At 31.7% G+C, this 26,506-nt stretch carries 26 protein-coding genes; 7 read left to right on the forward strand and 19 right to left on the reverse strand.

The window, feature by feature from the left end; all coding sequences use genetic code 11:
• Positions 1-53: 53 nt before the first annotated feature.
• Complete coding sequence (locus tag HXZ69_RS02465; protein ID WP_286494896.1) at positions 54-962, reverse strand: helix-turn-helix domain-containing protein; 909 nt, start codon at positions 960-962, stop codon at positions 54-56.
• A gap of 118 nt (positions 963-1,080) precedes the next feature.
• On the opposite strand from HXZ69_RS02465, the gene HXZ69_RS15285 reads away from it, so the two are divergent.
• On the forward strand, positions 1,081-1,365 hold the full coding sequence (locus tag HXZ69_RS15285) for a class I SAM-dependent methyltransferase (protein ID WP_353655960.1): 285 nt from the start codon (positions 1,081-1,083) through the stop codon (positions 1,363-1,365).
• A gap of 51 nt (positions 1,366-1,416) precedes the next feature.
• Complete coding sequence (locus HXZ69_RS15290) at positions 1,417-1,848, forward strand: hypothetical protein (protein WP_314543334.1); 432 nt, start codon at positions 1,417-1,419, stop codon at positions 1,846-1,848.
• 42 nt (positions 1,849-1,890) lie between these two features.
• On the opposite strand, the gene HXZ69_RS02475 is transcribed toward HXZ69_RS15290, so the two are convergent.
• Genes HXZ69_RS02475 through HXZ69_RS02485 form a run of 3 tightly spaced genes read right to left on the reverse strand, consistent with a single transcriptional unit; the run spans position 1,891 to position 5,344 of the window.
• Complete coding sequence (locus tag HXZ69_RS02475; RefSeq protein WP_221856827.1) at positions 1,891-3,078, reverse strand: aspartate aminotransferase family protein; 1,188 nt, start codon at positions 3,076-3,078, stop codon at positions 1,891-1,893.
• A 1-nt stretch (position 3,079) separates the two neighbouring features.
• Complete coding sequence (locus HXZ69_RS02480; RefSeq protein WP_125349463.1) at positions 3,080-3,631, reverse strand: hypothetical protein; 552 nt, start codon at positions 3,629-3,631, stop codon at positions 3,080-3,082.
• A 39-nt stretch (positions 3,632-3,670) separates the two neighbouring features.
• Positions 3,671-5,344, reverse strand: a complete 1,674-nt coding sequence (locus tag HXZ69_RS02485; RefSeq protein WP_286494897.1) for an OstA-like protein — start codon at positions 5,342-5,344, stop codon at positions 3,671-3,673.
• 244 nt (positions 5,345-5,588) lie between these two features.
• Between HXZ69_RS02485 and HXZ69_RS02490 the strand changes: the two genes are divergently transcribed.
• The gene (locus tag HXZ69_RS02490) at positions 5,589-6,509 is read left to right on the forward strand and encodes a Dyp-type peroxidase (RefSeq protein WP_115000647.1); all 921 of its coding nucleotides are present in this window, start codon (positions 5,589-5,591) and stop codon (positions 6,507-6,509) included.
• A gap of 61 nt (positions 6,510-6,570) precedes the next feature.
• Here the strand turns inward: HXZ69_RS02490 and HXZ69_RS02495 are convergent, their stop codons facing one another.
• Entirely contained in the window at positions 6,571-7,023 is a 453-nt protein-coding gene (locus tag HXZ69_RS02495) for a Fur family transcriptional regulator (RefSeq protein ID WP_038331681.1), read from the reverse strand.
• Between the two features lie 195 nt (positions 7,024-7,218).
• Here HXZ69_RS02495 and HXZ69_RS02500 point away from each other — a divergent pair, with 195 nt between their 5' ends.
• Complete coding sequence (locus HXZ69_RS02500; protein WP_286494898.1) at positions 7,219-9,561, forward strand: ATP-dependent helicase; 2,343 nt, start codon at positions 7,219-7,221, stop codon at positions 9,559-9,561.
• Between the two features lie 230 nt (positions 9,562-9,791).
• Positions 9,792-11,255, forward strand: coding sequence for an alanine/glycine:cation symporter family protein (locus tag HXZ69_RS02505; protein WP_221855076.1), 1,464 nt, complete (start codon positions 9,792-9,794; stop codon positions 11,253-11,255).
• Positions 11,256-11,308: 53 nt separating this feature from the next.
• Here HXZ69_RS02505 and HXZ69_RS02510 read toward each other — a convergent pair whose 3' ends face one another.
• The 14 genes from HXZ69_RS02510 to HXZ69_RS02575 all read right to left on the reverse strand — a co-directional run bounded on the left by HXZ69_RS02510 (position 11,309) and on the right by HXZ69_RS02575 (position 24,341).
• Positions 11,309-11,827 carry a YceI family protein gene (locus HXZ69_RS02510; RefSeq protein WP_125350085.1) on the reverse strand — a complete coding sequence of 173 codons (519 nt, stop codon included), beginning with the start codon at positions 11,825-11,827 and terminating at the stop codon, positions 11,309-11,311.
• 38 nt (positions 11,828-11,865) lie between these two features.
• On the reverse strand, positions 11,866-12,684 hold the full coding sequence (gene ygiD / locus HXZ69_RS02515) for a 4,5-DOPA-extradiol-dioxygenase (protein ID WP_221855074.1): 819 nt from the start codon (positions 12,682-12,684) through the stop codon (positions 11,866-11,868).
• Between the two features lie 27 nt (positions 12,685-12,711).
• On the reverse strand, positions 12,712-13,284 hold the full coding sequence (locus HXZ69_RS02520; protein WP_221855071.1) for a YceI family protein: 573 nt from the start codon (positions 13,282-13,284) through the stop codon (positions 12,712-12,714).
• Positions 13,285-13,500: 216 nt separating this feature from the next.
• Positions 13,501-13,800, reverse strand: a complete 300-nt coding sequence (locus HXZ69_RS02525) for a hypothetical protein (RefSeq protein ID WP_125350083.1) — start codon at positions 13,798-13,800, stop codon at positions 13,501-13,503.
• 6 nt (positions 13,801-13,806) lie between these two features.
• On the reverse strand, positions 13,807-14,568 hold the full coding sequence (gene map / locus HXZ69_RS02530; RefSeq protein WP_115000652.1) for a type I methionyl aminopeptidase: 762 nt from the start codon (positions 14,566-14,568) through the stop codon (positions 13,807-13,809).
• Positions 14,569-14,704: 136 nt separating this feature from the next.
• Positions 14,705-14,962 (reverse strand): Txe/YoeB family addiction module toxin, encoded by a 258-nt coding sequence (locus HXZ69_RS02535; protein ID WP_221855067.1) that lies wholly within the window; start codon positions 14,960-14,962, stop codon positions 14,705-14,707.
• Entirely contained in the window at positions 14,963-15,217 is a 255-nt protein-coding gene (locus tag HXZ69_RS02540; RefSeq protein ID WP_221855065.1) for a type II toxin-antitoxin system Phd/YefM family antitoxin, read from the reverse strand. It abuts the gene before it with no gap.
• A gap of 119 nt (positions 15,218-15,336) precedes the next feature.
• Positions 15,337-15,633: a Dabb family protein gene (locus tag HXZ69_RS02545; protein ID WP_221855064.1), complete on the reverse strand. Its 297-nt coding sequence runs from the start codon at positions 15,631-15,633 to the stop codon at positions 15,337-15,339.
• 12 nt (positions 15,634-15,645) lie between these two features.
• The gene (locus HXZ69_RS02550; protein WP_180906721.1) at positions 15,646-16,953 is read right to left on the reverse strand and encodes a DEAD/DEAH box helicase; all 1,308 of its coding nucleotides are present in this window, start codon (positions 16,951-16,953) and stop codon (positions 15,646-15,648) included.
• A gap of 27 nt (positions 16,954-16,980) precedes the next feature.
• Entirely contained in the window at positions 16,981-17,514 is a 534-nt protein-coding gene (locus tag HXZ69_RS02555; protein WP_221855062.1) for an STM3941 family protein, read from the reverse strand.
• 85 nt (positions 17,515-17,599) lie between these two features.
• Positions 17,600-19,363 carry an AMP-dependent synthetase/ligase gene (locus HXZ69_RS02560; RefSeq protein WP_286494899.1) on the reverse strand — a complete coding sequence of 588 codons (1,764 nt, stop codon included), beginning with the start codon at positions 19,361-19,363 and terminating at the stop codon, positions 17,600-17,602.
• Positions 19,364-19,908: 545 nt separating this feature from the next.
• Complete coding sequence (locus HXZ69_RS02565) at positions 19,909-21,684, reverse strand: AMP-dependent synthetase/ligase (protein WP_286494901.1); 1,776 nt, start codon at positions 21,682-21,684, stop codon at positions 19,909-19,911.
• Between the two features lie 131 nt (positions 21,685-21,815).
• The gene (locus tag HXZ69_RS02570) at positions 21,816-23,582 is read right to left on the reverse strand and encodes an AMP-dependent synthetase/ligase (protein ID WP_286494902.1); all 1,767 of its coding nucleotides are present in this window, start codon (positions 23,580-23,582) and stop codon (positions 21,816-21,818) included.
• Between the two features lie 105 nt (positions 23,583-23,687).
• The gene (locus tag HXZ69_RS02575) at positions 23,688-24,341 is read right to left on the reverse strand and encodes a class I SAM-dependent methyltransferase (protein ID WP_286494903.1); all 654 of its coding nucleotides are present in this window, start codon (positions 24,339-24,341) and stop codon (positions 23,688-23,690) included.
• Between the two features lie 107 nt (positions 24,342-24,448).
• Here HXZ69_RS02575 and HXZ69_RS02580 point away from each other — a divergent pair, with 107 nt between their 5' ends.
• Together HXZ69_RS02580 and HXZ69_RS02585 are read left to right on the forward strand one after the other, a co-directional pair.
• The gene (locus HXZ69_RS02580; protein WP_219033962.1) at positions 24,449-25,030 is read left to right on the forward strand and encodes a DUF6642 family protein; all 582 of its coding nucleotides are present in this window, start codon (positions 24,449-24,451) and stop codon (positions 25,028-25,030) included.
• A gap of 64 nt (positions 25,031-25,094) precedes the next feature.
• Positions 25,095-26,495 carry an alkaline phosphatase gene (locus HXZ69_RS02585; protein WP_219033963.1) on the forward strand — a complete coding sequence of 467 codons (1,401 nt, stop codon included), beginning with the start codon at positions 25,095-25,097 and terminating at the stop codon, positions 26,493-26,495.
• Positions 26,496-26,506 lie beyond the last annotated feature (11 nt).

Here is a 26,506-nt window from a genome sequence, read left to right on the forward strand (position 1 = left end):
TTGAGGAATTAAAAAAGACAAATAAAAAATTACAAAAATCAAATAAATTAATTTTATTGTTTAAATTTTAATGGAGAAGTTAAAGTATGTTTTTTAAAAAAATTATTAAAATGAGCAGGTTCCTCAAAACCTAATGTATAACCAACTTGCGCAATATCCCAATCAGTGTACAACAACAGGTTTTTAGCTTCTTCAACTATTTTCTGTTTAATAATTTGTGTCGTTGTTTGTTTTGTTACAGATTTCACAGATGAGTTGAGATGATTTACATGAATATTTAATTTCGTTGCAAAATCAGCTGGTGTTTTCAAAATAAGTGGATGAGCAGGTGAATCTAGTGGAAATTGTTTATATAATAATTCATCAAACTTCTTATACAATCTCACATTTGATGGCAATTCAACCGCATGTATTTCATCAACTTTTTGTTCTAGAACATAATGAAAAATAGCAGATAAATGATTACGAATACTAAAATATCTCAATTGATAATTGGATTGATTAAGACGATACATTTCCTGAAAATAAGACAAAATCAAAGGCAATTGTTCATCCGAAATCTCAATAAAAGGAGAACTCCAATCTTTAAACAAAGATGTTTTTTTGAAGACGTCAAACTCTTTATTTTCAGAAAAAAATTGTTGATTGAATAAACAAAAATAACCTTCTTGCAAACTCGATTTACATTCCCAAGTATAAGAAATATGCGGAGATGGAAGAAATAAAACTGGTTTAGAAATATATCTTTCATTATTTCCATATTTAAAAATTCCTTCACCAATCAACAAACTGATTTTGTAATAATCTCGCCGACTATATGGACTTTTAAAACTACAATATTTGCGCAAAGAAATATTAAAATGCGCTTTATCGTGTTCAAAGTTAGCAGAATTCATCAATTCGGCTTGTTCTAAACTAATTTTATTATAATAATCTGCAATAGTTTCTAATTCTTGACTCATCTTTATTCTTACAAAATTCAAATAAACGACATTTTAGAATAATTATATGTTAAAATCTATATTAATCATAAATATTATAAAATTTCATTAACTTTAATCACATTCAAAACTTAATAAAATGCCTTGGAATCCCGAACGATATAATCAATTCAAAAATATTCGTTATCAACCTTTTTATGATTTAGCGGATTTAATTTCTACTAATAATTTGAAAAATTGCATAGATGTAGGTTGTGTAACTGGCGAACAAACAGCAATTCTTGCTAATAAATTTGAACACGCTAATTTTTTAGGAATTGATTCTTCTAAGGAAATGCTTGAAAAGTCAAAAGAATTTGATTTAGCCAATCTTACATTTCAACAACAAACGATTGAAAATTTTGCAAATTCAGATACAACTTAGGATTTAATTTTTAGTAATGCAGCGTTACAATGGTCGGATAATCATGAAGAATTGTTTCCTAAATTAATCTCAAAACTGAATGTTAATGGACAATTTGCAGTGCAAATGCCTTGTCAAAAAGATAATGTATTGAATGTTATTTTGAGTGATTTAGCACGAGAAAAACCTTTTGCGGATTATTTGAATAATTTTCATCGAGATTCACCTATGTTAACGATAGATGATTATGCGAAAATCATGTTTGATAATGGATTGAAGGATTTGAGCATAAACATGAAAGTTTATCCAATTTACGGAAATGACGAAACAGAATTTTATAATTTCATTTCTGGTTCTGCCTTGATTCCTTATATGGAACGTTTAACGACTGAACAACAAGAATTATTTACGACAGAATTTAAAACGAGAATTAAGAAATATTATAAGACTTTTCCTGCAATTTATTCCTTTAAGAGAATATTGTTGTATGGAAGAAAGAGTTAAACAAAAAGAGAATCAATTATGATTCTCTTTTGTTTATACAATTTAATCTAAATCGTCTAATACAGATTTTAAGATATCACAACCTTTTATAATATCTTCATCCGAAATATTAATTGGCGGTGTAATTCGTAAATTCTCGATGCTATACATTAAAAAGAAAAGAATCAAGCCTCTATTCATACATTCTTGCTGAACGCGCAACGTATATTCTGGCGATGATAACTCAGGAGCTAACATCAAACCTTTTCCGTGAATTTTCTTAATTTTTGGATGCTGAAGATTTTCTCTGAATAATTGTTCTTTACGATCAATATCATCCATTAATTTCTCTTCTTCTATAACATTTAGTAATTCTAAAGCTGCAGCTGCAATCACAGGATTTCCTCCGAAAGTCGTAATATGTCCCAATTGAGGATTTTGCTTAAGAGAACTCATAATTTTATCAGAAGTCATAAACGCACCAACAGGTAAACCACTTGCCATACCTTTTCCCATTGCCACAATATCTGGCACAACACCAAAATGCTCGAAACCAAACAATTTCCCTGTACGTCCAAATCCTGGCTGAATTTCGTCCATAATCAATAATGCACCAACTTCTTCGCAACGCTTTTTCAACTTGATAAAGAAATCATTTTCTGGTAATCTAAAACCAGAAGCACCACGAATACTTTCTACAATAACACCAGCCGTTTCTTTGGTAATTTTTTGTAAATCTTCTTCGTTATTAAAATCGATGAAATAAACTTCTGGTAACAATGGTCGGAAAGCAGCTTTCTTACGTTCATCACCCGAAACACTTAATGAACCATGTGTATTCCCATGATAGGCATTACGAAAAGAAATCAATTGACGACGACCTGTAAAACGTTTCGCTAATTTAAGCGAAGCTTCAATCGCTTCTGTTCCAGAATTCACCAAATAAACTTGATCCAATCCTTCTGGTGTTAAATCAACCAATCGCTTGCATAATTCGACTGGTTTTTCTTGCGCATATTCACCATAAACAGCGACATGCATATATTTGTTTACCTGATCTATAATCGCTTGATTGATACGCGGATGGCTATGTCCAAGTGTATTCACCGAAACGCCAGCCACAAAATCAAGATAGGCTCTTCCATCCTTTCCATAGATATAAGAGCCCTTTGCGTAATCGACTTCAAAACCAGATGCAAAATTTGTTGTTTGCGCCTGATATTTGAAAAATCCTTCTTTTAATGTTCCCATTTTATTTTAATAAAAAAAGCACAGCTGCACCGCCCATTGCATACGCTGCAACAGTAAGAGCATCTGATTTACCTTTCGAAAATTTTCTTATTTTGAACGATGAAATATCATTTTTATGAAACTTCAATTCTTTTTCTGTTCCTTTTACAACAGCATATAAGGTATCAGCTTTCCATTGCTTTGCCTCTATTGTATATTCTTTTCCTTGCGCATCTACTTTATAAAATTGATCGGGTTTGATAACATCCGAAATTTTAATTGTAGAAGGATCTATCACTACTTTCTCTTCTTTATTCTCTTGTTTTTTAGCTTTTAATGCAGCTAATTCTTCTTTACTTTCTGAAAGAGATGAACTAATTGCATTTTCATTAGCACTTTTGCGTTCTCTTCTCAATTCAACAATATCAGCTCTGGAACGACTTCTTTCATTAGAGTTAGCCGTCTGATTATTGCCTTTAGACATTTCCAAAGCATATTCCTCAGGATCAAAAGCTTTGTATGTATAACAACTTGATAATAATAGAATAGATAATATGATAGATGTAGTTTTCATTTATAGTTTTAGAAATTAAACGATTAATTTATGAAAAGATTATTTCGATTCGATAAAAATATCTCGCCAAGTATTTAATCGCTCAGAAATTCGCCATTTAAAATCGGGTAAATAACGCATTTCTTCAGGAAATTTAGACAATGGATACATTTTTCCGTCCGATTTTATGCGACATGCAACCAATTCAACATCTTTTCCTACAACATCAACTTCTATAATTCCGCAATAAGAAATATTAACTCCATAACGTTCTTTCACTTTCGTTTTTTGATCCGTATCATCCATGTACGTCAACGCAACAGCATTTTCTTCTACATTTATAAAATCAATTTTATCATCCTGAAAAAGAACAGTTAAATATTTTCCTTTGATTTGATGATATTCATTTTCCACAAGCGAATCCACTTTAGCAATCACAAAAGCATTATTAAACACTTTCATCGAGTCTAATTTTTCTGTTTTCGCATTTGTATACGCTTCGATATAATCTCCTGTAACTTGGTTATCACCAGAAAATAAAATTGGATCTTTGTAAAATTGCATCAATCCTTTAGTTTGATTGTACACCAAAGAATCTGCTTTTCCATTCGCATTCGATTTGTAAAAACGCACTTTATGAAAGGCTTTCACCAATGAAGTCGAATCAACATCGTGACGTTTTACCGCCAACAAAGTATCAGCACTTATGTAAAGCGAATCTTTATCAAACGCTTTCACAGCATACGCGTTCTTCGTTACAAAAGCCGAATCTAAGTATTTAAAAGCTTCTCCGTAATCACCTTTCAAAAATCTTTTTTCTAATGGATCATCCAAAAAAACATCGCCTTCACCTTTACCAAAACCTGTTTTATCGTTGAAATAAAGTTTTTTAGCCGTCAACGTTTTGTTTTGATAATAAACTTTTGAATTTCCTCTTAACCAAGCTTCACCTGTTTTTTTATTAAAATCTCCATCCGAAGTAATGATATATTGTGATGGATCATTTCGACGTGTAATTTTAGAATAATCGCGGAAAGTTGTAATTCCCGTAATATCATTCGTCGTCATTTTTCTTGAATAAATCGTATAATCTTTATTCGTAATAAAAACTTCTGAACCAAAATTTGCCGATTTAGACTTTACATTATACACAACATTTCGTCCTTCGACTAAAGTTCCATCAGAACCAATTGTTTTGTAAGTATCATTTACAATAATATTTCCTGTCAATCGTTCGTAAATCATTTTCTCAGAACTTATTTGTTGCGTAGGTGTCTTCACTTCTACTTTCCCAATACCAGTCGCAATCTCGGTTGTACGATTATAATCCATATAATCTGCCGTAATACGAGAACTTGGATCAGTCAACACCACATCTTTGAAAGCTTTTGCAATTGTTGTGTTTCCGTCATACTCCATTTTATGCGCCGTAATTGTTTTGTCTTTGCTCACCAAACGTGCATTCGACCAAACAACAGCCAAGTTTTTATCACGATACAAAACCGCACTATCAGCCGAAATTACATCACCTTTATATTCGATTACAACATTTCCTGATAAAAAATCATTTCCCTCAAAACGTTTCGGATCATGTTCTACTAAATCAGCATGCCTTAGATTAACTTTTTCTTTTTTAGGTTTCTGTTGCGCAAAAGCACTTATCGTCATAAAACATGAAAGTAAAAAAGCAACTTTCAAGCCTGTTTTATTTCTATTTATATAATTAATTAACAATTACTTATTATTTTTATTTAATCTCTATTTCACTTCAAAAAAGTGCTAGCCAAAATTAGTATTATTTTTTTAGTCCTAAAAATTAATTATTACGTTAAAACGTGCTTTAATACTTAAAATTTTCATAATATTTTAATCAATATGATAGATTTTCAAGTCTTAATTTAATTAAAAAAATAACGATTATTCATCAAATTCAGTTTTAAAATTCTTAACTTCATATTCAATTTTATAAATCTATTAAATGCCTCAATATCAAAATGTATTAGACAGTCCAAACACCAATACTATTTTTATGGTTTGGAATTTTAAGGAAAATACTGCTTACAAAGATGCTTTCAAAAAGCTTTGCGCTTTAATTATCAATCTCAATCATTCAGCCAATACACGTTTTCCGAAAACGCAATCGAGCGTTATTTTAGGAATTAGTTACGATGCTTGGATAAAATTAAATTTACCAAAACCTTTGCCGAAAGAATTAAAACCTTTTGTTGCCATTAAAGGAGAAAAGCATGAAGCCGTTTCTACAAAAGGCGATATTCATTTTCATATCCGCTCTACGCAACAAAGCTATTGCGTTGATATTGTTTCTAATTTGACTGATTTATTGAATGATGTTGCTACTTGTCAAGAAGAAATTCATGGTTTTAGATATTGGGATGGTCGTAGTATTTTAGGTTTTGTTGATGGAACTGAAAATCCACAAGGTAACGAAAGAATAAATTTTGGTTTGATTGGCAATGAAGATTCTGCTTATACAAATGGAAGTTATTTATTTGTGCAAAAATACATTCATGATATGCAAGCTTGGAAAGATTTACCAATTTCTGAACAAGAAAAAGTAATTGGAAGATCTAAAGTTGATGATATTGAAATGAATGACGATGAAAAACCCTCGAATTCACATTCTGCATTAGCAAATGTTGGAGATGACAAAAAAATTGTTCGCGATAATATGCCTTTTGGAAATATGTCGACAAATGAAATGGGAACCTATTTTATTGCTTATGCTAGAAAGTTTAGCATTGTAGAAGAAATGTTAGAACGCATGTTTGTTGGTGAACCTATCGGAAACTATGATCGAATATTAGATTTTAGTAAAGCTAAAACTGGAACTTTATTTTTTGTTCCTTCTTTTGATTTGTTAGATCAATTTTCTAATTAAAAATAACAAAAAAGACCTTTTACGAAATCGTAAAAGGTCTTTTGATTTTATAAAATCAAGGTTATTTATTCTTACGAGTTCCGTAAAAATATAATGAATGATTATCAATTTTGATATCAAAAATATCTTCTATCGTTTGTTTGATAGATTGGATTCTTGGATCACAAAACTCCAATACTTCTCCTGTATCAGACAAAATAATATGGTCATGATTTTTGTCGAAATATGATTTTTCGTAATGCGCTTGTTGATCTCCAAACTGATGTTTACGCACCAATTTTGCTTCCATCAAAAGCTCGATAGTATTGTATAAAGTAGCACGACTAACGCGGTATTTCTTATTTTTCATTTTGATATACAACATATCAATATCAAAATGATCATCTGTAAAATAAATTTCCTCTAAAATAGCATAACGTTCAGGTGTCTTACGATGTCCATTGTCTTCCAAAAAATTCGTAAACACTTGCTTTACTATTTCGTAATTACTTGATTTTACTGATTCGTCTGTCATATAAAAAATTTGTGTAAATATACAGAATATTTCCTTATCAATGTAACGAAACAACTTTCAATTCGTACGTTTTTTCTATCTCTTGATAGTAAATCTTTATAACAACGTATAATTAACAATATATCTATATAAGAAAACGTATAATCTTTCAAAATTATTTTATCCTTTACACCACAAAGGTTAACTTTGCACACGATGGAAGAAAATTATTTAGAAAAACTGAACGAACCACAGCGTTTGGCTGTAGAAGCTACCGAAGGTCCAGTAATGGTAATTGCGGGTGCGGGTTCTGGAAAGACGAGAGTGTTAACTTATCGCATTGCTCATTTACTAAATAAAGGAGTTGATGCTTTCAATATATTGTCTTTAACATTTACCAATAAAGCTGCCCGAGAAATGAAAGAACGTATCGGACATGTGGTTGGTGAAGCGAATGCAAAAGCACTTTGGATGGGAACCTTCCACTCTGTTTTTGCGCGTATTCTACGTGTTGAAGCTCCGCTTTTAGGTTATCCATCAGATTTTACAATTTACGATCAACAAGATGCAGTTTCTGTAATGACAAAGATTATTAACGAAATGCATTTAGATAAAGATATTTACAAAGCAAAACAAGTTTTGGGACGTATTTCTCAATACAAAAATAACTTGATTACAGTTAGAGCTTATCACAATAATCAAGCTTTAATTGAAGCAGATAATGAAGCAATGCGCCCTCGAATGGGTGATATTTACAGAGCTTATGTAGATCGTTGTTTCAAATCTGGTGCAATGGATTTTGATGATTTATTGTTGCGTACCAACGAAATTTTGACGCGTTTTCCTGAGGTTTTAGCAAAATATCAAGAACGTTTCAAATACATTATGGTAGATGAGTACCAAGATACCAATCATTCTCAATATTTGATTGTAAAAGCATTGGCTTCTCGTTACGAAAACCTATGTGTAGTTGGTGATGATGCGCAATCTATTTATGCTTTCCGTGGTGCAAATATTCGAAATATTTTATCATTCAAATCCGATTATCCTGATGCGAAATTGTATCCATTGGAACAAAATTACCGTTCGACGCAAATGATTGTGGAAGCTGCGAATCAGATTATCAAACAAAATCAAGATCAATTAGAAAAAAATGTTTGGACTGCGAATGAAACTGGTGAAAAAATAGCCGTTTATCGTGGACTTTCTGATGCTGATGAAGCGCGTTATATTGCAACGCAGATATGGGAAAGACAGATAAATGAACATCTTCAACCAAAAGATTTTGCTATTCTTTATCGTACCAATGCACAATCTCGTGCGTTAGAAGAAGCCTTGAGAAAAAGAGGAATTCAGTACCGTGTTTATGGCGGAACATCTTTCTATCAACGCAAAGAGATTAAGGATATGGTTGGTTATATGCGATTATTGATTAATCAAAATGATGAAGAAGCTTTATTGCGAACAATCAATTATCCGGCACGTGGAATTGGTCAAACGACTATTTCAAAACTTTTGGTTGCGGCAGATCAACATCAAATTAGTTTATTTTCTTTGATTGAAAATATTGCGATGTATGCTCCAACCATTGGAATAAATGCAGGAACATCAAACAAATTGAATGATTTTGTGTTGATGATTAAGCGTTTCCAAGTGATGCTAAAATCACATGATGTGTATGAAGTAACAATGGAAATGGCTAAAAGAACACAATTGTTGAATGCGTTGAAAGAAGATTCTACACCAGAAGGTGTTTCTCGCTTAGAGAACGTTCAAGAGTTGTTAAATTCGATCCAAGGTTATGTCGAAGAACAACAACAATTAGACGAAGGAGATGCTTCTTTAGGTGGTTTCTTAGAAAATATTGCTTTGGCAACTGATGCGGATAACGAAGAAGATGACGATAATAAGGTCAATTTGATGACGGTCCACTTAGCAAAAGGTTTAGAATTCCCTGTTGTATTTATTGCAGGTTTAGAAGAAAATCTTTTCCCTTCTATGATGAGTGTTAACACGCGCGCTGAATTAGAAGAAGAACGTCGCTTATTTTATGTTGCCTTAACACGCGCTGAGAAAGTGGCTTATATGACCTATTCTGTTTCACGTTTTCGTTGGGGAAAAATTATCGATTGTGAACCTTCTCGTTTCTTAGAAGAAATTGATGATAGTTTCTTAGAATGGAAAAATCTGAATATTTCTGCAAGAGCTTCTAATAATAGTGGATTATCGGCTGATTTATTTGGAGATGAACCAACACCACAAAACTATCAACAACGAGAAAAATCAGTTGCAAGACCAAATCCAAGAGCTCGTGTAGAACCAGCTCAACCAAGGTCAAATTTCAAACCAGTAAATCAAACAAAAAGTAACGCTTCATCAACAGCAAATGCACAAGGTTTGCAAGTTGGTCAAGTTGTTGTTCACGATCGTTTTGGACGAGGAATTGTGAAAGATTTGCAAGGAGAACCATCAGATATGAAAGCAATTATTCATTTTGATAATGCAGGAGAAAAAAAATTACTCTTAAATTTTGCAAAACTAAAAATCATTCGATCATAATAAAAAAACAGAAAAAGGTTACAGTAATTTGCAACCTTTTTTATTTGTATTTAACCAATTACACACCTTTTATCAAACTAAAGGTTTAAATAATATATCTTCAAAATTTAGAATAAAATTCTTGCTTGTATTTATTTTTTCGAATAAATAAACAGATTAAATCTTATAATTAAGATTTTTTTAGCATTTTAGCACCACAAATAAACACAAGAACAAAATTTTTTACTCAAATGGATGATATCATCAATCTAATAAGTAGCTACGTTTGGTCATATGCCTTGATTGGACTTTGCGCTTTAACAGGAATTTACTTCTCTATTCGCACCGGATTTTTACAAATAGTCTACATAAAAGACATGGTTCGCTTGCTATTTAGTGGCGAAAAATCGGACAAAGGAATCACTCCTTTCCAAGCTTTTTCTTTAGCAATTTCTGGTCGTGTCGGAACCGGAAACATTGTTGGTGTTGCAACCGCAATCGCAATGGGAGGCCCTGGAGCAATTTTTTGGATGTGGTTTATCGCATTTTTAGGAAGTGCATCTGCATTCATAGAATCTGCATTAGGACAGGTCTACAAGCAAGAAATCGATGGAGAATATCGTGGAGGTCCTTCATACTACATCGAAAAAGGTTTAGGAATCAAATGGTACGCGGTTTTGTTTGCAATCATTACAATTATGAGTTGTGGATTATTATTACCAGGCGTTCAGTCGAATAGTATTTCATCTGCTTTGAATAACGCGTTTGATATTCCTATTTATAATTTTGTAGGAATTCCAATCAACATTGTAGGATTCGTCATTATTGGATTATTAGCCTTGATTATTTTTGGAGGTGTAAAACGTTTGGGACAAGCTTCTGAATTTATCGTTCCTTTTATGGCAGGCGCTTACATCTTAATGGCAATCATTATTATTGGAATGAATATCCATCAAGTTCCATCAGTTTTACGATTAATTTTTTCATCAGCTTTCAATCAAGAATCACTTTATAGTGGTGTTTTTGGATCTGCAATTGCTTGGGGAATAAAACGTGGAATTTATTCTAACGAAGCTGGTCAAGGAACTGCTCCTCATGCGGCTGCGGCTGCGGAAGTAAACCATCCTGCACAACAAGGTTTGGTACAAGCTTTTTCTGTTTACATCGATACATTATTTGTGTGTACTGCAACTGCTTTTATGATTTTATTTACAGGAAAATACAATGTGAATCACCCAGAAAAAGCGGGAAGTTTCATTACTCAAAATCTTCCTGGAGTAGATTATACAGGTTTTACGCAAGCAGCTGTTTCAAGTCATTTTCCTTCATTCGGAAATAGTTTTGTTGCGATTGCTTTGTTTTTCTTTGCTTTTACAACGATTATGGCTTATTACTATTATGCTGAAACGAATATTACATACATTTTCAAGAAAGGAAATAGAAAAGTATATGTATGGATTTTACGTATTTGTTTTTTAGGTGCTACGTATTACGGAACAATCAAAACTGCTGAAACTGCTTGGGCAATTGGAGATATTGGTGTTGGTCTGATGGCTTGGGTAAATATTATTGCTATTTTATTATTAAGCGGAGTTGGGCTTAAGGTCTGGAAAGATTATAAAGACAAACGTAAAAAAGGAATTAAAAATCCTGATTTTAATCCTACAGAAATCGGAATTAAAAATGCTACTTTTTGGGAGAACAAAAATAAATAACACAAAAAAAACCACTTCGTTTGAAGTGGTTTTTTTGCTATTAAAAATTATGATTATTGGGCTTGAGTAAACTCTAAATTCACCAATAATTTTACTTTATCAGAAACCACTAATCCTCCAGCTTCTGTTACTTGGCTCCATCCTAATCCGTAATCTTTACGGTTGATTTCTCCTGAAAATTCGAATCCAGCTCTTTGTAATCCCCATGGATCAGTGATAACTCCACCAAAATCTGCATTTAATGTAATTGGCTGTTTTTCACCACGAATTTCTAAAGTTCCATTAATTTTTCCGTTTTGAATACCTGAAGTACTTTCAAATTTCATTTCTGGAAATTGCTCAGCAGCAAAGAAATCAGCTGATTTTAAATGTCCATCACGATCTGCATTTTTTGTATTGATTGAATCTACTTTTGCATCAAATTCAAATTTTGCATCAGAAAAATCATCTGAATTAGCTTCTACATCAGCATTGAAATGATCAAAATTTCCTGTTACTGTAGAAATTACCATGTGTTTTACTTTAAATTGGACTTCTGAATGAGAAGGGTCTAAATTCCATTTTGTTGCCATAATGTTTTGTTTTTATTTGTTATTTAAATTGATTTTATTTATCCTATTTTGAATGATAACATTCCTAATGATCCATAAATTAGTTTATCATTAAAAAGTGTTAGCTCCTCTTCTTTTCCTTGTAATGCTAATGCGTAAATAGCTGGCAAATAATGTTCCATAGATGGGACAGCAAGATTAAATGCGCTACCTTTTTGTACAAAATTGAACAATTCGTCGTGATTACCTGTTTGAACAATATTCTTGAATGTATCATTCACTTCATAAGCCCAATCATAACCAGCATTTGGCTCGCTCCAATTTAATGCTCTCAAATTGTGTACAACATTCCCACTTCCTACTATTAATATCCCTTTACTACGCAAAGCGTCTAATTCCTTCGCTAATTCGTAATGCTCTTTTGGCGTTTTATAAACATCCAAACTCAGTTCTATCATCGGAACATCTGCTTCTGGATACAAAAATTTAATCACACTCCAAGAGCCGTGGTCAAATCCCCACATTTTGTCTAAATCAACCTCTGTTGTTTTAATTAAATTTTTGACCTCTGTTGCTAATTCTGGACTTCCTGGCGCTGGATATTCAACATCGAATAAAGCTTGCGGAAAACCATAAAAATCGTGAATCGTTTTGGGTTGTTCTAAAGCCGTAACTTTAGTTCCTTTCGTTTCCCAATGTGCCGAAATACAAATAATCGCATTTGGTTTTGGGATTGTTTTTCCAATCTTCTTCCATCCTTCTACAAAAATATTTTCTTCGATTGCGTTCATCGGAGAGCCATGTCCTAAAAATAAAACTGGCATTTTATCAGTTGTAGAAAAACTTGAAGTAATTGATTTTAACGTATTGAAATCCACGATTTTTATAATATATTTTATTTATTATTATTTAGCTTTTGAAGCTGAAAATTCTAAGTTTGATGTTAATGTAACAACATCACCTACAACAGCTTCTGGGAAATTACCACCGATGTTAAAATCACTTCTTTTTACATTTCCTTTTACTGTAAATCCGTACGTTTTAACTCCGTTATTGTTGATGCTTCCGTTGTAAACTAATTTTAATGCAACTGGTTTAGTTACTCCGTTTAATGTTAAATCACCAACCATTTTAAATTGATTTCCTTTAACACGTGTAATTCCTTTTGAAGAGAATTCTAGTTTTGAATTTTTTGCTGCATTGAAAAAATCTGCTGATTTTAAATGATTATCACGTGCCTCAACTCCTGTATTGATTGAATTGATATCTGCAACTACATGAAATTTTGCATCGCTTAAATCTTCTTTTGTAAAGTTTAAATGAACATCAAAATTTTGGAATTGTCCTTCAACATCAGAAATTGTCATGTGAGAAACAGAAAAGCCTAATTTTGAGTGCGCTTTATCATTTGTATAATTTTGAGCAAATGCAGACATTGAAGCTGCTGATAACATTAACGTGAATAATAATTTTTTCATAACGAATGATTATTTGATTGTTTTTAATTAATTATTTATTTTGATAGGACAAATTTAGCTCAGTCATCAGCGAGATTTCATTGACATAAGATAAGAAATTAAAAAGCTTGATTTTTCATCTAATAAACGATCAAATTGTATCAATTAATATTCCAAAAAGTAAAGATTTTGAATTTGTTAGCAATAAAAAAAACACTTCAATAGAAGTGTTTAATATTATTTTACTGGACTAAAATACCAGTAGGTAGATGTTTTTTTATTCTCGATTTCCAAATATTCTGGAAATGCTTGCGGTAATAAATGTAATTCTTCCGATTTTTTCAAATCTGTTAGAATCTGACGCAAAGGATATCCTTTTTTACGGTCGTGAGGAAAATATCCTTTTTCAATTAAGAAAGGCATCATATCCTTAGTTTTTACACGTTCCAACTTATTTTCTGTTAAATAAGCCTGAATATCTTCGCTCATTTTTTTGACCACTTCGCGGTCTACTTTAATATATTCGTTTCTCTTCATATAATTTTACCAATTACCATTCATGTGCGTTAAAATCATAGGACCTTCAGAAGTAACCAAAACAGTATGTTCGTGTTGTGCAAAAACGCCAGGTGCATTTCCTATCATTGTCCAACCATCCGCTTGCTCAATTGCTTCGTAAGAATTTTCTGAAATAAAAGTTTCCAATGCAATAACTGAATTTTTACGGAATCGACGTTTATCATCAGGGTCTCTGAAATTCATCAAATCCAATGGTTCTTCGTGCAATGAACGCCCTACTCCATGACCAGTTAAATTCTCAATCACATGATAATGATGTTTTTTTGCTTCTTTCTCAATAATTCCACCAATATCAGCGATTTTAACTCCAGATTTTACAGCCGCAATTGCTTTTTGAAGCGCAGAAATAGATGCATCAACAATTTTTTGATAACCATTCACATCTTCTCCAACAACAATAGAACCTCCATTATCAGCCCAAAAACCACCTAATTCTCCAGAAACATCAATATTAATCACATCTCCGTCTTTCAAAATTTTATCGGCTCTTGGAATTCCGTGACAAATTTCTTCATTCACGCTTAAGCAAGTATAACCAGGAAATTGATACGTCTCGAAAGGAGCTGATTTGCAACCAAATTTGTGCATAATCTTCGCACCAAAATCGTCCAATTCTTTTGTTGACATTCCAGGTTTTACATAATCTTTCATCTCTTTAAGAGTAACGGCTACAGCTTCGCTGACTTTTTTCATTCCGATTAACTCTTCTTCTGTCTCTATAATCATTGCTTAAATTCTATTGATTTCCTTTTCAGAAATCATTTGCAAATTTACGGGTATTTGTAACGATTATTTGCTTATTTTGATAGAAATTCGTGATTATTGTATGATAGATTATATTGTTGATTGATAAAGAAGTATATCAATCATAATGAAAACGACATTTCGCAATTTGAATTTCATCTTCTACAACACGATATATTAACCGATGTTCATGATCTATTCTTCTCGACCAAAATCCTGCATATTTATGTTTCAAAGCTTCTGGTTTCCCCAGACCATCAAAAGGATTTCGAGCAATACCTTTAATCAATTCATTGATCTTTTTCAATTTAGATTTATCTGTTTTTTGCCAATACAAATAATCTTCCCATGATTCATCAACAAAAACGATTTTCATCTATTCTTCAATTAACTCCTTTGTAAACGTTTTCTGAGTTTTTAATTTCTCAATTGCAGCATCCAAACGCTCTTCATTTTTGCGAGAAGAAAGCTCATGATTCGTAGCCATTAGCGAATTATACTCTTCTAATGACATAATAACAACACCAGAATTTTTTCCACGATTAATAATCAATGTTTCAAAATTATTCGTCACACGATCAAAATATTCTTTAATATCTTTTCTAAATTCAGAAATATTTGTTATCAACATATGTACAATATTTTGTACAAAAATAAGTATAATTAATTATAAATAAACTTGATTTATAAAGTTTTAGAAAATAAAAAAATCCGTCAAATGACGGATTTAAGGTTATATTTTTCTAACGATTAATCTGCATCATAGATTAATACTCGTTTTGCTAATTTATTTGGACCATTCAAAAACTCGATATGTTGTGGATGTTTTTGATACGTCTCAAATTGTTCCATCGTTTCGAAAGCTGCAAACAAAGAAAACGAATACGAAGCGTCGATAACATCTCTTTCGATATTTGCTGGTGTTCCAACATGAAAAAATACTGAAGGAGCAATTGGTTCTAAATCTTTCAAAGCTTGATGAAATGTATTCACTTCAGCTTCTGTAGCGTCATCTTTTAACCAAAATAGTACGTGGTGTGCTAACATAAAATTCTATTTTTAATATGCAATTTGCATTTTTACTTTCTTATTTTTTACTTTTTGACCGTTCAATTTTTTCAATAAGTCCGGAACTTTTTTACGGTTAATCGCAACATACGAAGTGGTATCTTTTACCTCAATAATTCCGACATCGTTTTTTTCTAAACCTCCTTTTTTGAACAAAAATCCAACAATATCAACTTTGTTTACTTTGTCTTTTTTTCCTGCAGAAATATAAATCGTTTGGTAAGGTGTACGTTCTGGAATCTTATATGTTCCACCTAAATTTTCGACAGGTAAATTTTCATTTACAAACGGAAAATGTTCTTCATTGCTAATAATTAAATACACAAAACCTTTCGCATTCATACGTGCTGTACGTCCATTTCTGTGAATAAAAGCGGCTTCTTTTGCAGGTAATTGATAATGAATAATCGAATCTACTTCTGGAATATCCAAACCACGCGCAGCCAAATCTGTTGTAATTAAAACTCGAACCGAATCATTTCTGAATTTCAGTAACGCACGTTCGCGTTCGTCTTGTTCCATTCCACCATGAAAACTTTCACGCGCAATTCCTTTTTCATGCAACAAATTACTAATACGGTCGACAGCATCACGGTGATTACAGAAAATCAACATGCGTTTGCTTCCAATTTTGCAAATCAAATTAAATAAAGTATCCAATTTTTCTTCTGAAATGGTGTTAACCACTTTCATATGTAAATCAGGCTTTACCTCGATTTGTTTTAGATAGCTCACAATTTTTTCGTCATTCAATCCAACAAATTCTGGAATATTTTCCATTTCTGTAGCAGAAGTCAAAATACGTTGTTTCAAACCAGAAAGTTGCTCTACAATAAAGCTCATATCTTCTTGAAAACCTAATTCTAACGCTTTATCAAACTCGTCTAAAATTAAAGTTTGAACAGTCGAAGGATCAAAATTTTCGTTACGCAAATGATACGCAATACGTCCTGGAGTCCCAATTAATACAGCTGGAGCTTCTAACAAAGTATTTTGCTCAACTTTTGTATTGTGACCTCCATAACAACACGTTACTTTATAATCAGACTTCATCGATTTGAAAACTGTTTCGATTTGTAAAGCTAACTCACGCGCAGGAACTAAAATTAAGGTTTGAACACCTTTTACATCTGGATTTAAATCTCTTAAAGTCGGAAATAAAAACGCCAATGTTTTACCAGATCCTGTTGGTGATAATAAAATTAAATCTCGTTGATTTTCGGACATTTTGAATGCTGAACGTTGCATTGCATTCATATCTTTGATGCCCAAATTTTTATAAAGTAAATCGATTTGCATGCTGCAAAAATAGTCTATTCTTTCGAATTAATCATTTTTTGAAGCTGTAGAAATCTTATAATCTTCCATAAATTCATCAAAAAGATTCATGATTTCGAAGTGATTTTTATCTAAAGTATTTGCGTCAAACGAAACAACAGCGCCATACATTTTATTCCAAAATCTCATACGTGCTTGTAAGAATTTCTGCGTTTCGTTATGGATAAAATCGTCTGCATCAATAATTTTTATATTAATGACACGTTGGCGAGGCAATTTCAGTTCTTCAATTTCTAAAATTTTTCCCCATTCAATATAATTCAAATGATCCGTAGGTTTGTAAACAATTCCTTTTTTATCAATCAATAAAATCAATTGTTTTTTCATCAATTTTTTGATTGAAACGATGATGAATAGTAAACTTGGAACAAATAAAACTCCGCTTAAAATTTTTGCAGTTTGCGGAGAATTAACTTGATTGGCGTTTAGAAATAAATAAATTGAACAAGCAAAAAATAAAAGACTACCGAATAATAATCCCCAATTGCTTGTTTGTTTTGCGTAAACTTTAACTGAATTCAATTGATTTTGTTTTTACAAAAATATAGATTTTAATCTTAATTAAAGGTTATAAAAAAGAGTCTCAAAAAACTGAGACTCTTATTAATTATCCAAAAATTTCTTGGTATTGTTTCTTGTATTTTTCTAAAATAATTTTACGTTTAAATTTTAACGTTGGCGTTAATTCTCCACCTTCTACGGTCATTTCATTTGGAATAATTGCAATCTTTTTGATTTGTTCCCAATGTCCAAAATGATTATTCAGTTGATTGATTTCTTCTTCTAATTTCTTTTTGACAACATCGCTTTTCTGAAATTCATCATGAGGAAGATTTACAATTTCAAGAGCATTTGACTGCGACCATTTTTTTAGATTTGTATAACTCGGAACCACAAAAGCTCCAGGAAACTTCTCACCTTCTCCAACAACCATCAATTGCTCGATGAATGGCGATTCTACCATTTTCATTTCGATTTGTTGTGGAACAATATATTTCCCTCCCGAAGTTTTGTACATTTCTTTTTTACGGTCAACAATTTTCAAGAATTTATTGTCTATCCATTCTCCAATATCACCCGTGTATAGCCAACCATCTTTGATTTCTTCGGCAGTTTTTTCTGGTAAATTATGATAACCCATCATCACAATATCACCTTTTACTAAAATTTCGCCATCATCAGCCAATTTTACTTCAACACCTTTCAACGGAGGTCCAACAGTTCCTATCTTTTTACCTCGACGAAAACAATTCACCGCAATTACTGGCGAAGCTTCTGTCAATCCATAACCTTCATAAATTGGAATTTCGGCAGCTAAAAATACGCGAACAATTCGTTGTTGAATCGCTGCACTTCCCGTTACAATGGCTTTTAATTCGCCACCAAGTCCTTCGTACCATTTGTGTAAAACTAATTTTCGGGCAATTGCTAATTTCAAATTATAACTTGTAGAACGCTGATCATCTTCTAACACAAACTCATCGCCAACTTTTACAGCCCAATCAAAAATAGATTTCTTAAAACCTGATAATTGAGCTCCCGTTTGCATGATTTTTTCATAAACTTTTTCAATCACACGAGGAACAGCCGTAATCATATGCGGTTTAAATTCTTTTAAATTATCGCCAATCTTCTCCATCGATTCTGCAAAATATATCGAAATCCCCATGTACACATACAAATACTGAATTGTTCGCTCATACGCATGACAAGCAGGAAGAAAGGTCAAAGCACGATCATAAGGATCAAGTGGTGTTGAATATTCGCAAGCCATAACATCTGCAATAATATTTTTGTGCGACAACATCACACCTTTCGGATTTCCCGTTGTTCCTGATGTATAGATTAAAAAAGCTAAATCTTCGTGCTTTACATTTGCGGCACGTTTGTCTATTTCTTCTTGTTGAATTGTTTTTCCTTTTTCGATTAAAACATTCCAACTTTCTGTATTTTCAAATTCATCAATCGAGTACAGTTGCTCTAATGAAGGCAATTTTGTTTTGAGTTGATTGATTCGCGTATACAAATCGAGATTACTTGTAAAACACAATTTTATAGCCGAATCGCTAAAAATATATTCGTAATCGCTGTCAGAAATATTCGGATAAATCGCTACCACAACAGCTCCGATTTGTTGTATCGCATAATCTATCATATTCCATTCGACACGATTTTCTGAGATTAATCCCACTTTTTCACCTGGTTGAACTCCACAAGCGATTAATCCTTTTGAGATTGCATCAACATGTTCTAAAAAAGTTGTGGTTTTCATTGGTTTCCATTCTCCATTTTGTTTGGATACAAACATGGATAAATCAGGAAACTTTTCCAGCTGACGTTTTGGTAAATCAAAAATTCTGGTTGCTTCCATAGCGTACTTATAGTTTTGTAATTTTGAAAAGAATTCGTCGAAAATAGCGTAAAATGATGAGTTTTTCAAAAATTTTATCTTCAACTTAAAAAGAATTATATTCGTCATAACTATTACAATTATGAAATATCTAATTTTATTTCTCTTATTATTTTACTCTTGCAGTTCTGATTTTAAAAAGTCTTATATAATTGGAGATATTAAATTATATGAATTACAATGTTCTGGACACTATTATTTAAGCACTGATAATTGTGATTGTAAACATTTACCAACTAATTATTTTATTCCAAAAGGAGAAAATGATTCATTTTTTGAATTATTCTTAAGAGAGAATAATGGTAAACTTCAAGTTAATTCACTTTATAATGAATTTGAAACTCATGGAAATAGCTAAGAGAAAGTAGATTTTATTATATATACCGATAACGCTTCTTTTATGGATAGTATTGAAAAAGTAGATTATACTGTGATTCGTGGTTATACTAACGAAAGAATGAATCCATAAAAAAATCCCTCAACTCATTATGAATTGAGGGATTTTTTTATTTATAAATTTCTTCGAATTCTTTCTGATATTTCTTTAGAATAACTTTACGTTTTAATTTCAAAGTTGGAGTTAATTCTTCACCTTCAATCGTAAATTCATGCGCTAAAATTGCTGGTTTCTTAATCTGTTCCCAATTTCCAAAAAACTGATTTGCTTTACGAACTTCTTGATTAATTACTTTATGAACTTCTGTAGATGCTATGAATTCATCGCGAGAAAGATTACTAATTTCAGGTGCATTTTCTTTTGCCCATTCTTTCAGATTTGCATAATTCGGAACAATAAAAGCTGACGCAAATTTTTGCGCATCACCAACAACCATTGCTTGCTCAATAAAATTTGATTCGACAAGTTTTGTTTCAATTGGTTGAGGAACAACATATTTTCCACCAGAAATTTTGAACATTTCCTTTTTACGATCAATGATTTTCAAGAAATGACCTTCTCCTTCCTCCCAAACTCCAATATCACCTGTGTGCAACCATCCATCAATAATGACCTCATCGGTCGCTTTTTGATTTTTATAATAGCCCATCATCACATTAGGACCTTGAACCAAAATTTCTCCATCTTCGGCTAATTTTACCTTAACATCTTTTATTGGTGAACCCACAGTCCCTATTCGAACACCTAATTTATGCGGATTATTTACAGTGATTAAAGGCGAAGTTTCCGTCATTCCATATCCTTCAAAAAATGGTAATCCAGCCGCCATAAAAACACGCGCAATTTTACCTTGCAACGAAGCACTTCCCGAAATAATATATTTGAAATTACCTCCTAACGCTTCATAAAATTTATTCAAAACTAATTTTCGAGCTAAAGCTAACTTCACATTATACACCAAAGATCGTTTCTTCGCATCAGGTTCATATTGAGAAGCAAAATTAATCGCCCAATCAAAAACTTTTCGTTTTTTTCCTGTTAAAGCGCTACCTGTTTTTAGGATTTTCTCATAAACTTTTTCCATCACTCGAGGAACAGCAGTCATGATATGAGGTTGTACTTCATTGATATTATCACCAATTTTTTCAAAACCTTCGGCGAAATAAACCGTTACACCAATATATAAATAGGTATAAATTACAGTTCTTTCGTATGTATGACAAGGCGGTAAAAAAGTCAAACCTCTTGTTCCTTCTTCTAACACAACAATTTCTTTTGCCGCAATAAAATTCGAAACCAAATTATTATGAGACAACATTACACCTTTCGGTTTTCCTGTTGTTCCAGACGTATAAATTAAAGTTGCTAAATCTGAATTTCGAACAATTGAACTAAGATTATTTACATATTCGTCTGTTATATCTTTTCCAATTTCTTTTAATTCTGACCAATTTCTAGAATCTGGGAACTCATTAATTGCAAAAACATATTCTAAACTATAAATTGTCCCAAACATATTATTGATACGTTCATACAAATTTTTTGTACTTACAATACACAATTGTATTTCGGCATCATTGAAGATAAATTGATATTCAAAATCTGTAATATTTGGATAAATCGCTACCACAACCGCACCAATTTGCTGAATTGCAAAATCAATCACATGCCATTCATAGCGGCTTTCGCACACAAGTCCTACTCGATCGCCAGGTTTAACTCCCAGAGCTAATAAACCTTTCGAAATTTCTCTTGTTTGCGCAATAAATTCGGCTGGTTTTGTAAACTTCCATTCGCCATCAATTTTACTTGCAAACATATTATGATTGGGGTAAAGTTCTTGTTGACGATAAGCTAAGTCAAAAATTCGTGTAGGATTATTCATTTTTTAAATACTAAACTTTATAAAAAAGAGTGCAAATTTGGTGCAAAATTTTCATAAATCAGTTTTATTTCACGAAAAAAGCAAGATTAATAAAAATCTTGCTTCGTTATTTTTCTAAAAAATTGATGTTTTTATTGATAAATTCCGTCAATTTCTTTTTTATATTTTTCTGAAATGATTTTACGTTTCATCTTCAAAGTTGGCGTTAATTCTCCAGCTTCAATTGTAAATTCATAAGGCAGTAAATGAAATTTTTTAATTTTTTCCCAATTTCCAAAATTGACATTTAATTTATTGATTTCATTTCCTATCAATTCATAAATTTTTGGATGCGTTAAAAACTCTTCACGAGGTAAATTAATCAATGAAGATTCATTTGCTTTTGCCCAATCAATACAGTTTTCATAAGAAGGAATAACCAAAGCAGCAGGGAATTTTCGTCCTTCTCCAACTACCATAATTTGTTCGATATAATTAGATTCTGAAAGAATTTTCTCAATTTGTTGTGGCACAACATATTTTCCTCCAGAAGTTTTGAACATTTCTTTTTTACGATCGATAATTTTTAAGAATTTATCATCAACCCATTCTCCAATATCGCCCGTATACAACCAACCATCTTTCAAAACCTCAGCCGTCGCCTCAGAATTTTTATAATATCCTTGCATGATATTTTTACCTTTTGCTAAGATTTCTCCATCTTCAGCTAATTTAATCTCAATATCAATCAAAGGAATACCAACGGTTCCGATTTTCATTCCACGTTTGATACAATTTACAGATAAACAAGGTCCAGCTTCTGTTAAACCATAACCTTCGTAAATTGGAATTCCGGCTGCTAAATACAATTTTAATAAACGAGTTTGTAAAGTTGCACTTCCCGATGCAATTCCTTTGACATTACCGCCAAGCGCCGCTTTCCATTTCGAAAAAATTAATTTTCGAGCAATGTTTAATTGAAATTTATACCAAGCAGAAAGTTTTGATTCGTCTAAATCATACTGTTCTCCTAACGAAATTGCCCAAAAGAATAAAGCTCTTTTTACTCCTGTCAATTGTTCTCCAGTCGCCATTATTTTATCGTAAACTTTCTCTAAAACACGTGGAACAGCCGAAAAAATATGTGGTTGAACTTCTTTCATATCTTGCCCAATCGTATCCATTGATTGTGCAAAATAGATTGGTAATCCCATTTTGATGTACACGTATTGAAAGACGCGTTCATACGCATGACAAGCAGGTAAAAAAGACAACGCTTTATCATACGCTTTTACAGGAAAAGAATATTCGGAACTATTGACATCAGCCAATAAATTTTCGTGAGAAAGCATAACGCCTTTCGGGTTTCCTGTTGTTCCAGAAGTATAAATAAGAGTTGCTAAATCAGTTGGTTTTACATTGTCCATCTTCGTTTGTAAAACCTCATCAGAAATAGAAATTCCTTTCGAAATTAGCTCAATCCAATTTGGTGTATGCGGATAAGTATTAAATGTATAAACTTGTTCAAGATTTGGAATACGATCTTTGATTCCTAATAATCGTTGATACAACGCATCATTGCTCACAAAACAAAGTTTGATTTCGGCATCATTTAGAATAAATTCGTAATCATTGTCCGAAATATTGGGATAAATTGCCACAACGACAGCTCCAATTTGTTGAATTGCAAAATCTACTAAATTCCATTCCAAACGATTTTCGCTAATCAACGCAACTTTATCATTTGGTTGAACACCATTTGCAATCAAACCTTTCGAAATATTATTTACTCGATTGATAAAATCTGTTGTCGAAATTCCCTTCCATTCTCCTTTTTCTTTGTAATTAAAAATAGAAATGTTAGGTGTATTTTTTTCTTGAAATCGAGGTAAATCGAATACTCTTTGTGGTTGTTTCATATTCTTGAAATAAGGATACAAATTTCTGTTAATTCTTTTTACTTTAGAAATTATTTACTCATTCTTTTCTCAAAAAAATTAAGTTTATTATCAATAAAAATCATTTTATTTTTTTGCAATAATTATACTATACTCTCTTTCAACTTTTTCGCCAGATTTACTAATCACACTTTCCGAAAATGTTTTTGTATCTTCAATAGAAAATTTAGCAGATTTTAATAGTTTTATCACTTCATCTTCTGTGTATAAATTGAAGCCAAATTGTGTAAAAGGCAATGTTTCCATAAATTCCTTTTTAGCAAAAGCAAGTGCAAATTTTCCGTCGAATTTCAAGACTCTATAAATTTCACTCAAGAAAAGTTTAGGATTATTCCAAAAATAGATTGTATTCACCGTAAAAATTTTATCAAATCGTTTTTCATAAAAATGAATTCTTTCATCCATAATTATTTCAAATCTAATATTTGCATTCAAATAATCAGAATTGTTCATTATAGCACTATTTTTCATAACCTGAGAAAGTTCTAAACCAATATATTCTAAACCTTCCGCTTGATTCAATACATAAGGTAAATGCTTACAATTTCCATGACCTAACTCTAATATTTGTTCTTGATTTTGTAATTGTAAATGATCTATTGTCGTTTTTATCATACCAAAATTACTTTCATTCATTTGCTCACCAACTTCAATTCCTTCGTCTCCATTTGGACAACTCAATTGTTCCGCAAGATTTTGTAAATCAATATTATTTTTCATTAAATTTATTTATATAGAATAATTCTAAATTAATAAATATTAATCATTGTTCGCGTGATTTTAATCATTTAAAAATTACATCTTACCTTTGAAAAATAGTAAAATAGATGAAGGATATTATACGAACTGAAGACGAAGATGATTTCAAATTGTTTTGTTTGGAATCTGTAGCAGATATTGAAGAGCAAAATGATTCGCAATTATTGGAATTTTTGGAACATTTGGCTCGAGAATTTCAGATTACAAATGTTTATAAAACGACTGATAGCTTTGAAGGTTTCGAAGAAAGTTTGACCAATCTTCTTTATCATGATAAATATTTTAGAGATTATAAAATCATTTATTTAGTTTTTGAAGGCGAAGGAAATCAAATTCAAATTGATGATTATTACTATAGTTTGGAAGAAGTAGCAGAAATTTTTCAAGGAAAACTAACCGATAAAATTGTTCATTTTGCAAATACAATGAGTTTAAATTTGGAAGACGAAAGTTTTCAATATTTTATTGATGTTACAGGAGCAAAAGCCTTATCTGGATATGTAAACCCTTCTCCAATTTTGAGTACAATTTTAGATCAATATTATTTTTGTTTAGCAAAAGAAATTGATGACGAAGAAGAGCTTGTACATGCATTGTTTGATAAACACGCCAATATATGCCTGAAATTAGGATTTAGATTGTATCATTAATAAGATTTAACAATAAGCTAAAACACTTCTCAGAAATAATCTATTCATTTACAAAAATAATAAAATGGATAGACGTAAATTTCTTAGAGGATCGGCATTAATTTCTACAGGCTTAATTCTAAATCCTTTCGATTTATTTGCTCAAAATAAAATCAAACCTAATCTTTCTACAAATTCTGCAAAGAATATTATTTTTATGATAAGTGATGGAATGAGTTCCGGAACTCTTGCTATGGCTAATTTGTACAACATACAATTGCATGGAAAAAATGGTAATTGGATAAATCTTTATGAAGAAAATAAAGTAAAAAGAGCTTTAATGGACACCGCTTCTGCAAGTTCTATTGTTACCGATTCAGCTGCTGCAAGTTCAGCTTTTGGAGGTGGAATTCGTGTGAAAAATGGCGTATTAAATATTAGCACGAATGGAGAACATCATGTTCCGATTTGGCAAAAGTTCAAAAAAGCGGGTAAAAGAACAGGGTGTGTGACTACAGTTACTATTACTCATGCCACTCCAGCTGGTTTTTGTATAAATTCTGCAAGTAGAAATGCAGAACCAGAGATAGCTGAAAAATATGCCGAAATTGGCATTGATGTTTTATTAGGTGGTGGTGATGAGTTTTTTAATTCATCCAAAAGAGAAGACAAGAAAGATTTGTATGCTATTTATAAAAATAAAGGCTATCAAATTGCGAAAACAAAGGAGGAATTAGGAAAATCTCAAAACAATAAATCTCTATTAGGTATTTTCAATACTGGAGCAATTCCTTACGCAATCGATCATAAAAATCTCTCAAAAAATAAATCTATTCCTACACTTGCCGAAATGACTAAGGTTGCGATTGATAATTTGAAAGATCATCAAAATGGTTTTGTATTGCAAGTAGAAGCTGGAAAAGTGGATTGGGCGGCACATGCAAATGATGTTGCAGGATTAATAAATGATCAAATTGCATTTGATGAAACAATCAAAACTGTAATGGATTTTGCTGAAAAGGATGGAAATACGTTAGTTATCATCACAACTGATCACGGAAATGCAAATCCAGGAACTATTTATGGAGCTGATGTAAACAAAAAATTTGAAAGTATTGTTAATTATAAATATACCAACGAACATATTTTGAATGAAATTCACGAAGATTTTAATATACAAGAAATCAAAGATTGGATTGTCGAAACAAATGGTTTTAGTTTAACTGATGATGAAGCAAAACATATGTTAGATTTTTACAAAGGTTTGGATAAAGAAGAAGGATTATATAATTTCAAAAAGCTTCCGTTCAAATTTTTCTCTGAAATTCAGAAAAAACACAACAATGTAGGTTGGATAAGTATGGATCACTCGGGCGATTATGTAGAATTAGCTATGTATGGACCAGGAAGTGATTTGTTGAAGCCATTTGTAAAAAATACAGATCTTCATCAACTTATGTTACAAGCAACGAACGTAAATGTATAGTAAACAAAAAC

It is taken from the genome of Empedobacter sp. R132-2 (genome assembly GCF_030324375.1).
Taxonomy (GTDB): Bacteria; Bacteroidota; Bacteroidia; order Flavobacteriales; family Weeksellaceae; genus Empedobacter; species Empedobacter falsenii_B.

Coding starts and splice junctions, on each gene's coding strand:
- HXZ69_RS02465 (WP_286494896.1), bottom strand. CDS start 962: ATGAGTCAAGAATTAGAAACTATTGCAGATTATTATAATAAAATTAGT.
- HXZ69_RS15285 (WP_353655960.1), top strand. CDS start 1,081: ATGCCTTGGAATCCCGAACGATATAATCAATTCAAAAATATTCGTTAT.
- HXZ69_RS02475 (WP_221856827.1), bottom strand. CDS start 3,078: ATGGGAACATTAAAAGAAGGATTTTTCAAATATCAGGCGCAAACAACA.
- HXZ69_RS02480 (WP_125349463.1), bottom strand. CDS start 3,631: ATGAAAACTACATCTATCATATTATCTATTCTATTATTATCAAGTTGT.
- HXZ69_RS02490 (WP_115000647.1), top strand. CDS start 5,589: ATGCCTCAATATCAAAATGTATTAGACAGTCCAAACACCAATACTATT.
- HXZ69_RS02495 (WP_038331681.1), bottom strand. CDS start 7,023: ATGACAGACGAATCAGTAAAATCAAGTAATTACGAAATAGTAAAGCAA.
- HXZ69_RS02500 (WP_286494898.1), top strand. CDS start 7,219: ATGGAAGAAAATTATTTAGAAAAACTGAACGAACCACAGCGTTTGGCT.
- HXZ69_RS02505 (WP_221855076.1), top strand. CDS start 9,792: ATGGATGATATCATCAATCTAATAAGTAGCTACGTTTGGTCATATGCC.
- HXZ69_RS02510 (WP_125350085.1), bottom strand. CDS start 11,827: ATGGCAACAAAATGGAATTTAGACCCTTCTCATTCAGAAGTCCAATTT.
- HXZ69_RS02520 (WP_221855071.1), bottom strand. CDS start 13,284: ATGAAAAAATTATTATTCACGTTAATGTTATCAGCAGCTTCAATGTCT.
- HXZ69_RS02525 (WP_125350083.1), bottom strand. CDS start 13,800: ATGAAGAGAAACGAATATATTAAAGTAGACCGCGAAGTGGTCAAAAAA.
- map (WP_115000652.1), bottom strand. CDS start 14,568: ATGATTATAGAGACAGAAGAAGAGTTAATCGGAATGAAAAAAGTCAGC.
- HXZ69_RS02535 (WP_221855067.1), bottom strand. CDS start 14,962: ATGAAAATCGTTTTTGTTGATGAATCATGGGAAGATTATTTGTATTGG.
- HXZ69_RS02540 (WP_221855065.1), bottom strand. CDS start 15,217: ATGTTGATAACAAATATTTCTGAATTTAGAAAAGATATTAAAGAATAT.
- HXZ69_RS02545 (WP_221855064.1), bottom strand. CDS start 15,633: ATGTTAGCACACCACGTACTATTTTGGTTAAAAGATGACGCTACAGAA.
- HXZ69_RS02550 (WP_180906721.1), bottom strand. CDS start 16,953: ATGCAAATCGATTTACTTTATAAAAATTTGGGCATCAAAGATATGAAT.
- HXZ69_RS02560 (WP_286494899.1), bottom strand. CDS start 19,363: ATGGAAGCAACCAGAATTTTTGATTTACCAAAACGTCAGCTGGAAAAG.
- HXZ69_RS02565 (WP_286494901.1), bottom strand. CDS start 21,684: ATGAATAATCCTACACGAATTTTTGACTTAGCTTATCGTCAACAAGAA.
- HXZ69_RS02570 (WP_286494902.1), bottom strand. CDS start 23,582: ATGAAACAACCACAAAGAGTATTCGATTTACCTCGATTTCAAGAAAAA.
- HXZ69_RS02575 (WP_286494903.1), bottom strand. CDS start 24,341: ATGAAAAATAATATTGATTTACAAAATCTTGCGGAACAATTGAGTTGT.
- HXZ69_RS02580 (WP_219033962.1), top strand. CDS start 24,449: ATGAAGGATATTATACGAACTGAAGACGAAGATGATTTCAAATTGTTT.
- HXZ69_RS02585 (WP_219033963.1), top strand. CDS start 25,095: ATGGATAGACGTAAATTTCTTAGAGGATCGGCATTAATTTCTACAGGC.